Annotated in this window: 7 protein-coding genes; 6 read left to right on the top strand and 1 reads right to left on the bottom strand. The window is 39.5% G+C overall.

Annotation, left to right across the window (positions count from 1 at the left end):
- Nucleotides 1-7 precede the first annotated feature (7 nt).
- Complete coding sequence (locus tag HYB91_RS00845) at nucleotides 8-535, top strand: OmpH/Skp family outer membrane protein (protein WP_002667237.1); 528 nt, start codon at nucleotides 8-10, stop codon at nucleotides 533-535.
- Between the two features lie 13 nt (nucleotides 536-548).
- Nucleotides 549-3212: a DNA mismatch repair protein MutS gene (gene mutS, locus HYB91_RS00840; RefSeq protein ID WP_253719662.1), complete on the top strand. Its 2664-nt coding sequence runs from the start codon at nucleotides 549-551 to the stop codon at nucleotides 3210-3212.
- Nucleotides 3213-3234: 22 nt separating this feature from the next.
- Here the strand turns inward: mutS and HYB91_RS00835 are convergent, their stop codons facing one another.
- Entirely contained in the window at nucleotides 3235-4692 is a 1458-nt protein-coding gene (locus tag HYB91_RS00835) for a S41 family peptidase (protein ID WP_371922101.1), read from the bottom strand.
- Between the two features lie 186 nt (nucleotides 4693-4878).
- On the opposite strand from HYB91_RS00835, the gene HYB91_RS00830 reads away from it, so the two are divergent.
- From HYB91_RS00830 to HYB91_RS00815, 4 genes are all read left to right on the top strand, one after another.
- A complete protein-coding gene (locus HYB91_RS00830) occupies nucleotides 4879-5421 on the top strand; it encodes a histidine phosphatase family protein (protein ID WP_253719569.1) in 543 nt (180 codons plus the stop codon).
- An 86-nt stretch (nucleotides 5422-5507) separates the two neighbouring features.
- Nucleotides 5508-7532: a urocanate hydratase gene (locus HYB91_RS00825; protein ID WP_002673643.1), complete on the top strand. Its 2025-nt coding sequence runs from the start codon at nucleotides 5508-5510 to the stop codon at nucleotides 7530-7532.
- A gap of 113 nt (nucleotides 7533-7645) precedes the next feature.
- Nucleotides 7646-8314, top strand: coding sequence for a LolA family protein (locus tag HYB91_RS00820; RefSeq protein ID WP_002673641.1), 669 nt, complete (start codon nucleotides 7646-7648; stop codon nucleotides 8312-8314).
- Between the two features lie 20 nt (nucleotides 8315-8334).
- The gene (locus tag HYB91_RS00815; protein ID WP_253719568.1) at nucleotides 8335-9453 is read left to right on the top strand and encodes a helix-turn-helix domain-containing protein; all 1119 of its coding nucleotides are present in this window, start codon (nucleotides 8335-8337) and stop codon (nucleotides 9451-9453) included.
- The last annotated feature ends 23 nt before the right edge of the window (nucleotides 9454-9476 follow it).

The raw sequence follows: 9476 nt of genomic DNA, 5'->3' as shown, positions 1-9476 counted from the left end.
GGTTAGTATGAATAAAAAAGGAACCCTGATTATTATTGTTATGTTATTGATGTCTCTTGGAATCTATGCACAGCAGATTACCCGCTTTGCAGTTATAGATACGGGACTTATCTTTGACACCTTTAGGCGTGATGCAAAGGCGGCGAGGGACTATCAGGAAAAGAAGGAAAAGTTTGAAAATCAAAAGAAGATCCTTGAATCCGAGATTATACAGCTTAGGCAAAAAAAAGTTAGTGCCGAAGCCGACGGACAGGAAGCTGAAGTAAAAAAATATGAAGAAAAAATAAAAAGCAAGATAACCTTATTGATGGAATATGTAAAGGCTTCCAATGACGAACTTAATATGCTCAGAAAAAATCTTATCAATGATGATGTTTTTTACAGCAACCTATACGAATCCGTCCGCCGCGTTGCAGAATCTGAAGGCTACACAATGGTTTTAAGCTATGAGCATAACGCAGGTATCATATGGTACAGCCCTACCGTAGATATTACGGACAAGGTTATTCAAGAATTAAGAAAACGAAGTGAATAAACCTCAAACGCCCATGATGAGGCAATACCTCAGCATTAAGGCAAAATATAAAGACGAGATACTTTTTTTTAGACTCGGCGATTTTTACGAGATGTTTTTTGATGAGGCTGTCGAAGTAAGCCGAATCTTAAACCTGACCCTCACAAAAAGAAACGATGTACCTATGTGCGGTATTCCATATCATGCCGCAAAAATATACATAGTCCGCCTCCTGCGTGCAGGAAAAAAAATTGCGATATGCGAGCAAGTTACGGAACCCGTAGCAGGAGGCCTGACCGAGCGCAAGGTAGTTGAAGTTATTACTCCCGGTACCGTTGCCGAAGACGACTTTTTAGAACAGGGAAGCAATAACTACCTTGCCGCAGTCTATTGCTCAAATAAAAAAACTGAAGGAAACAGCGGATTCGATTACTATGCAGGCCTTGCCTATATCGATGTTACCACAGGCAATTTTTTTGCTACCTCTTTCCCCAAAACAGACTTTAAAGAACAGTTTTTAAAAGAAATAGGAAGAATTAACCCCAAGGAAATTTTAATTCAGCAGTCGATTCAAAGCGAATTTCCTGCCTTAAAGCAAATCCTTTCGGAGTTTCCTTCGATGATGCAAAACTTTTATCCCGACTGGAGCTTTAACCCGGATCAAGCCGAAAAAAGACTTTGCTCAACCTTCGGGACGGAAAACTTAAAGGGCTTTTTACTCAATACCGATTCGCCCGAAGTTCCGCCCGCCGGCCTCTTGCTTCAATACTTGGAAGAGATTTCGGGCAGGGATATTTCCCACATTTCCGGCATTAAAATCTATGCCGAAAGCGACTTCGTTTCCTTGGACGATTCCACAAGAAAAAATTTGGAGCTTTTGACAAACTTGAGGGATAACAGCCCCTCGTACAGCCTTTTTGAATCCGTAAATTATACAAAAACGGCCATGGGCACCCGCCTTTTGAGGAGAAGGATAAGCTATCCGCTCCGCTCAAAGAAGGAAATAGATAAGAGGCTTGACAAGGTAAACAGTCTTTTTAAGGACGGAAAAGCATCGGCCATTATACGGGAGACTCTTTCTTCCATACTCGATATTGAACGGCTTTCAGGCCGCATTGCAATGCAAAAGACTCACGGCAAGGATCTTCTTGCCTTAAAACAAAGTCTTAACTCCGTAATAAGAATGGGCAGCCTCATAGAAGAAAAAAAGCTCAATTTTTTGCAGCTTAACGATGAAGAAAAAAAATTGCTGACCGAAATCCGAGACCTTTTGGAAAATTCGATAGATGATGACTGCACCATAGCCTTAAATGACGGAAAACTTATAAAAAAAGGCTTTTCAAAAAAGGTAGACACGATAAAAAACATAAAAGAAAATGCCCACGAGATTCTTGAAAAGTATTTGGACGATGAACGGAAAAAAACGGGCATCAATAACCTAAAGATAAAATATAACAGAATGATGGGCTATTTTTTGGAAGTGTCTTTAGGAAATATCTCGGCTGTTCCCGATTATTTTATCCGCCAACGCTCCCTGTCAAATGCAGACCGTTTTACCACCGAATCCTTAAAACAAATTGAAGATAATATAAATAACTCGGAAGAAAGGCTGATTGAAGCCGAAAAAGAAGTTTTTGATGAGGTTTGTACCGAAATAGGCTCTAATCACTGCTTTTTACAAAAACTTGCAGAAGAAGTTGCCGAGCTGGATGTAAACCAATCCTTTGCACAGGCCGCAGTTTTACACGCTTGGACAAGGCCCGAACTTTGCGGCGATTCAGGCATCTTAAACATAACCGGCGGAAGGCATCCCGTAGTTGAAAACCATCTTAGGGCCGGAGACTTTGTACCCAATTCCATTAAACTCTTATCCGGCGAAAATACCAATTCTGAAGATGAAACTATTCCGTCTTTTGCCGTCATTACGGGACCCAATATGGCGGGAAAAAGCACCTTTTTGCGGCAGACAGCCTTAATCTGCCTATTGGCACAGATAGGCTCCTTTGTTCCGGCCGAAAAGGCCGTTTTAAGCCCGGTAGATAAGATTTTTTGCAGGGTGGGAGCTACGGACAATCTTGCCCGAGGGGAATCGACCTTTTTAGTCGAGATGATAGAAACGGCCTATATCCTTAATTCGGCGACCCGAAACAGCCTTGTTATTATGGACGAGGTCGGCCGTGGAACTTCTATGGAGGACGGTCTTGCCATTGCACAGGCTGTAAGCGAACACCTTCTTAATACCATAAAGGCAAAAACCCTCTTTGCAACCCACTACCACGAACTTACCCGCTTGGAGCACGAAAAAATCATAAATCTAAAATTGGACGTACTTGAAGCGGAAGGAAAGATAGTCTTTTTAAAAAAGGTCGTCCCCGGAGCCGCCGGAAACTCTTACGGCATCCACGTTGCAGGCCTTGCCGGTATCCCGCAAAGTGTTCTAACAAGAGCAGAAAATCTCTTATACATGCGAAGCCAATTTCAAAAAGAACGAACCGGCCAAGAAACAGGTAATTCCGGCTGCACAGCCATAACCTCCGAAGAAAAAGCTTCTTCAAATCCGGCTGAGAAAGGCCTATCACTCTTCCCTGAAGAAGAGCTTATCTTAAACGAAATTCTTTCAACCGATCCCGACGAAACCGCCCCAATAAAGGCACTCCAGCTCATCGCCTCATGGAAAAACAGGCTCTCAGGGAAATAAGAAAAATATAACTGTAGTAATATCAAAAACGTCCTTTCAGAACGAAATTTAAGCAGGGATCGTTTTGATCTTTAATATCTTCAATCGTATCCATAATAAAAATATCAGGCGATACGCCCTTATTGTTAATTTCTATATTATTGTACATAGTTTTGTGTAATGATAGTACAATTGAAAAATTATTTGTAAGCTTAAATATTCCGATGTTTCCTGTAGCTCCTTTAGTATTTGTTCCGATTAGCCTTATGTTTAATTCTTTACAAAAACATGCAAAATTATCGCAAGCGGAACCGCTTTTGTAAGATGTAAAAACGGTTATATCTTTATTCTCGATTTTACACTTATTTGCAGCAGAGATAAGTTTTTTTTCTAATTCTTCCATTTCATTACTTTGCATAAGAAAGTTGTCTATTTGTTGTAATATTTTATCTTCTTCTGCCGGCATTAACAATTGATGAGCTTTCATTAATTTACCGTCGTTAATAAAAGAATTTAGTTTTGTAAGCGTATCATGGTTTATAACCTTTAAATTTTTATCTTTTATTGCAGTTAAAGTAATCAGAACGGGACTTAATCGGCGTTGAAAATCTTTAATATTGACGGAAGATATTTCAATATCTGTTTTTCCTGTAAGTATTTTTAAAATTGCAAATCCTATACTTGAATTACCGCCGGTATTTTTTCGAATGTCCAAAATAAGATGATCTGAATTTTCTAACAAAGGAATAATTTTTTCGATAAATTCATCTATCATATGATAATCCCCAAAATTATGTATTTGTATCAAAGCATATTTTTCTTTAATACTATAAATCGAAAAATTACGGCTTGAATATATCCTATTCAGTTTATCATAATAATCAGGGATTTTATTGAATTTTATATTGCCGATTTTTTCACTCGGAATTGAATATTTCAATTCCAAATTAACTTCATTTTTATCAACCTTAAATGTAAATTTTATTTTTTTATTTTGTGAAGAATATAAAAGACGTTTTATCATTGAATTTTCAAAGGCATGAGGCGTTTTTACAGGAATATATTTTGCAATATTATTTAATAAATATTTTTTTACATCTTCATCATTAATTTTTATAAGCTCTGAACCTAGAGGTATTTTTATATTGTCCTCTTTATATAAAAGATAGTATTTACCGTCAGCATAGCCCAATCCGATAGGTAAAAAATAAAAAGGAGAGTTTGAGCCTTGTTCATAGAACACGGCAGCATGTCCGTCATTTATTACTGCTAACAGCTCTTCAAAATAAGTGCAAATTTTATATTTATCGCTTTCATACATAACCTTATTTGCTAGCTCAAAATATTTTTCATTAAGATTATTTAAAATAGCATCATTTAAAAAAGGAGAATATTCTTTGATATATGAATATAATTCGGCTAAACTTATAATATGTTTTTTATTTTGGTCCGGTTTTAAGCCTTCAAGAGCTGCATCAGTATCGGAACAGCCCAAATACATTACAGTAAAACAAAGTATAAATATGATTCTTTTATAGTACCTCTTCATAGTTGTTATTTTAACATGAGCCAGGGAGCTTGTAAACAGGGACAAGGTTCGTATCGGCCGCAGCATGTGCTTGGAGATTCCTTTAAAATTAAACGGTTCCTACTTGCCCTTTAAGCTTAAAAACCATATAATTTTTGTATGAAACTTTTTGTTGTACGCCACGGTGAAACCGACTGGAATTCTAAGATGTTGGCTTGCGGTGTTTCCGAAGCCTTGCTTACCGAAAAAGGAAAAAACCAAGCAAAAGAACTGGCCGAACGCCTTGCTGCTGAACAGTATAAAAATAAGATCAGCTTTATCTATGTGTCTCCGCTTAAAAGAGCCATAGCAACAGCAGCTTATATTGAAAAAACTTTGGGTATAAAAGCAAAAATAGATGACCGATTAAAAGAAATAAATTTCGGAACCTTTGAAGGAGAGGATTGGAGAAAGCCTGAATTTTTAAAAATAACCGACAATCCTTTTTTCCGATTTCCGCAAGGAGAATCCTTGGTACAGACTGCACATCGTGCCTACGGTATAATTGAAGAGGTCAAAACAAAACATAAAAATGAAAATGTGCTTTTTGTTTGTCACGGAATGATAAGCACTATGATTTGCACATATTTTAGATCTTATTCACAAGAAGAATTGGAAAAGATAGAAATCAAGAACTGCCAGCTTCTTCAGTTTGAATTATAGAGATAAATTTTAAGCTCTTTAAAATTTAATACTATTGTGATATAATTCTATCCAATATAATATTTATTAAAAAGGAGATGATGAGTATGATTACAAACAAAGAAATCGGAAAAGCGATGACAATAAAACTTGATGCAACACTTCCTCCCGACCCTGTTTTTGAAAAGGGAATCAGACGGGCTCCAAGCCGAGGCTTTAACTTGACAAAGGCTCAAACAGAGACGGCCTTAAAAAATGCCCTCCGCTATGTACCGGAAGAACTTCACGAAAAGCTCGCTCCGGAGTTTTTGGATGAACTTTTTACCTACGGCCGAATTTATGCTTACCGCTACAGGCCCCACGGAAATATTTACGGAAAACCCATAGATGAGTACAAGGGTAAGTGCCTTGCAGCAAAGGCTATGCAGGTTATGATAGACAACAACCTTGACTTCGATGTTGCCCTCTACCCCTATGAGCTCGTTACCTACGGCGAAACAGGCTCTGTCTGCCATGACTGGCTCCAGTACCGACTCATCAAAAAATATTTGGAAGAATTAACCGAAGATCAAACCCTCGTTATGGAATCAGGTCATCCTCTCGGCCTCTTCCCTTCAAAGCCTGAAGCTCCGAGAGTTATAATTACAAACGGCCTTATGATAGGTATGTTTGACAATTACAAGGACTGGGAAGTTGCAGAAGAAATGGGCGTTGCCAACTACGGCCAGATGACGGCGGGCGGCTGGATGTATATCGGCCCTCAGGGTATCGTTCACGGAACATTCAATACAATCCTCACTGCCGGCCGCAAGGAACTCGGAGTTGCAAGCGACGGCGACTTAAAGGGAAAACTTTTTATTTCTTCAGGCTTGGGCGGAATGTCCGGAGCCCAGCCCAAGGCCTGCGAAATTGCAAATGCCGTCGGTGTTTTTGCCGAAGTCGATAAATCGAGAATCAATACCCGTCTTGAACAAGGCTGGGTTCACGAAATGTCCGACAACTTGGATGAAATCTTTAAAAAGGTAGATGAGTACCTAAAAAAGAAAGAGCCTATCTCAATTGCTTATCACGGCAACATTGTAGACCTTCTTCAATATTGTGTAGACAAAAACGTTCACATCGACCTACTTTCGGATCAAACATCCTGCCACGCACCCTATGAGGGCGGCTATTGCCCCGAAAAGATGACCTTCGAAGAAAGAACTAAGCTCCTATATGAAAACCGTGAAGAATTCTGCAAGAGAGTAGATTCTACATTAAAGCACCACTTTGAGCTTATCAAAATTCTTTCTTCAAGAGGAACATACTTTTTCGACTACGGAAATTCCTTCCTCAAGGCCGTATTTGATGCAGGCGCAAAAGATGTTTCCAAAAACGGAATCGACGAAAAAGACGGCTTTATCTTCCCCTCTTATGTAGAAGACCTTATGGGCCCCGAACTCTTTGACTACGGTTACGGCCCCTTCCGCTGGGTATGCTTGTCAGGAAAACCTGAAGACTTGGACAAGACGGATGCCGCCGCAATGAGCTGCATCAATCCCGACCGCCGAGGACAGGACAGGGACAACTACTACTGGGTACGCGATGCCAAGAAAAATAGATTAGTTGTAGGAACTCAGGCCCGAATTCTTTATCAGGATGCTGAAGGAAGACGAGACATTGCCTTAAAGTTTAACGAAATGGTACGCAAGGGCGAAATCGGCCCCGTTATGATGGGACGCGACCACCATGATGTAAGCGGTACCGATTCGCCTTTCCGCGAAACTTCCAATATCAAAGACGGAAGCAATGTAATGGCAGACATGGCCGTACAGTGCTATGCCGGAAACGCAGCCAGAGGAATGAGCCTTGTAGCCCTCCACAACGGCGGCGGTGTAGGTATCGGAAAATCCATCAATGGAGGTTTCGGCCTCGTGCTTGACGGAAGCGAGCGTGTTGATGAAATCATAAAATCGGCCATTATGTGGGACGTAATGGGAGGCGTAGCCCGCCGAAACTGGGCCCGCAACGAAAACTCCATTACCACCAGTATCGAATACAACAAAAACTATTCAAAAGGCCACATCACTATTCCATATGTTGCTAAAGACGAGTTTGTAAAAAAACTGGTCGAGCAAAAATATAAAAAATAAAACGGCTGATACCAAAAGACTCCTGGCAGTTAAAGCTGCCTAGAGCCTTTTATCGAAATCCTAAAAGACCTCTACTTGACTTTATAGCTTTTTTTTGCTTTACTATAGACCTCATGAAAAAAAATATAACTACTATTTTATTTGTTTTGATAAGTTCTTTTTGTTTTTCTCAAAATATTACTACTGCAGGGGACTTTTTTTCTTCAGTATCGGATAGATACGCTCAAATACAAGACTATATTGTCGACATGAATATAACCGTCGGTTCGTCAACACAGCAGGCTACAGCCATGTTTAAGAGACCGGACAAACTTCGCTTAGACTTTAAATCACCCGCAGAACAATGTATTGTTTTTAATGGAAATACTCTTTCAATTTACCTGCCTCAATACAGAACCATTTTGACTCAGGATGTTGAACAGAGCAATGCCGGAGGTTCTTCGCTGGCGACTCCTCAGGGTCTTTCCCTTATTAAAAGAGGTTACACAATTCAATACGATGCAACATCGGCTCCGCAGCCCTTGGAAGAGGGCTCCTCTGAAAACGTCATAATCTTATTGATGAATAGAAAATCTGCAACCGAGACCTTTAAAACCCTGCGGGTTATGATTTATCCTGACGGTAAACTAATACGCCGAATTGAGGCAATTCCTGTTTCAGGCGGTAAAATTACATTCGATTTTTATAATTACAGGATAAACGCAGGAGTAGGCAGCAAAAACTTTGTTTTTGATGCTCCTTCTACGGCAAAGTCCTTTAATGATTTTCTTTTTGTCGATTAATTTGGTATGGGAGATAAATAATGAACGAAATCGGAAAATTACTCACCGAAACAAGAATAGAAAAAGATCTTGAGCTTGATCAGGTTGCAAGAGAAACAAATATAGCCAAAAGGTATTTGGAAGCATTGGAAAGCGATGATTACAGCGTTTTCCCTGCAGAACCGTATATCGTGGGTTTTTTGAGAAATTATTGCGAATATTTAGACCTTGACCCCGAAGAAATAACCAATCTTTATAAACAGATTAAAATACAAGAAACTTCCCTACCGCCGGATGCTCTATTAGAAAAAAGAGGATTTGCTTTGTCTAAACCCCTTATCATAGGCTTTGGTGTATTGGCGGCTATTGCCGTAATAATTACAGTAGTATTTTTTGCATTTAAAAGCTGGATACCGGCCATACAGCAAAAACGCAGTCAGGCAAATGTAGGAACCGAAGTTCGGGAAAAAAGGGAAGCAAAAACGCACGAAATAAATCAACAAAAATATGAACAAAGAATATTTGAAGGCGATGTCTTAAAATTAACTGTAGAAGATAAAGAATACAAGATTGAAGTAGAAAAAGTAAGTCCTAAATTAAATTTAAAGACAGAAACAGGAAATCAAATAATAAGCTTAGGACAAACCGTTAAAATAGATCTCAACAACGATTTAACACCTGATGTTGAAATTACTCTAGAAGACATAGATAAAAATAACCCGGAATCCGGAGCTCTGGTATCTATCTTGACCGGAAATAGTATTTCAGAGGGAAAACCTTCTACAGAAACAGACTTAGTCGTTTCCGAAGACGATTCTCAGGCCGCTGCAACTTACAAGGTGTTGTTTGAAAGCGGTTCAGCCTACCCCGTAACCTTAAATGCCACATTTAGGGGCTACTGCTTATTCAGATATGAGGCAGACAGGACTAATCGGGAAGAAAGGTACTATCAAAAGGCCGAACAGCTCACCGTTCAAGCCAATAACGGTTTAAGAATTTGGGCATCCAACGGGAATGCCGTAAAACTTCAAGTAGTTGCAGGAGGCAAAACCGTTGATTTGGAAGTCAGCCGGCCGGGAGAAGTTATCGTAAAAGACCTCAAATGGATACGGGATGATGAAACCAAGCGCTTTAAATTCATAGTTGTAGATGTCGATTAAAACAAATGCTTCAAAAGAAATTT

Source organism: Treponema sp. B152 (genome assembly GCF_024181665.1).
In the GTDB taxonomy this organism is placed as follows: Bacteria; Spirochaetota; Spirochaetia; order Treponematales; family Treponemataceae; genus Treponema_B; species Treponema_B denticola.
This window is presented reverse-complemented; position numbering and strand designations above follow the sequence as displayed.